Origin of the sequence: Pseudomonas sp. Kh14 (genome assembly GCF_900291005.1) — a bacterium.
Classification (GTDB): domain Bacteria; phylum Pseudomonadota; class Gammaproteobacteria; order Pseudomonadales; family Pseudomonadaceae; genus Aquipseudomonas; species Aquipseudomonas alloputida.
The window spans coordinates 1-227 of the sequence record NZ_OLKJ01000364.1; the positions used below are offsets into that span (position 1 = coordinate 1).

Below are 227 nucleotides of genomic sequence, written 5' to 3' on the forward strand. Positions count from 1 at the left end.
GCACTGGCTGGGCTATGGCGGCTACCGCGCACGAAACCAAGCGGGTTTCTGGGACCCTTGGCAGGCACGCTATCCGGGTTGGCACTGCATCCCCGAAGGGGGAGGCGGGCTTGCCGGTGCACAGGGCTGCGCGCTGATCATGCAGCAGGCACGGGCGCAGATCGCGGCACTGGGCTGGTCGGGCTACGACGCCTGGTGGCTGGCTGCCGGAACGGGGACTACCGAGT

At 69.2% G+C, this 227-nt stretch carries 1 pseudogene; it reads left to right on the forward strand.

Features of this window, described 5'->3' with window-relative positions:
- A pseudogene (locus tag FQ668_RS28450) lies at window positions 1-227 on the forward strand (1-aminocyclopropane-1-carboxylate deaminase); the annotation flags it as partial.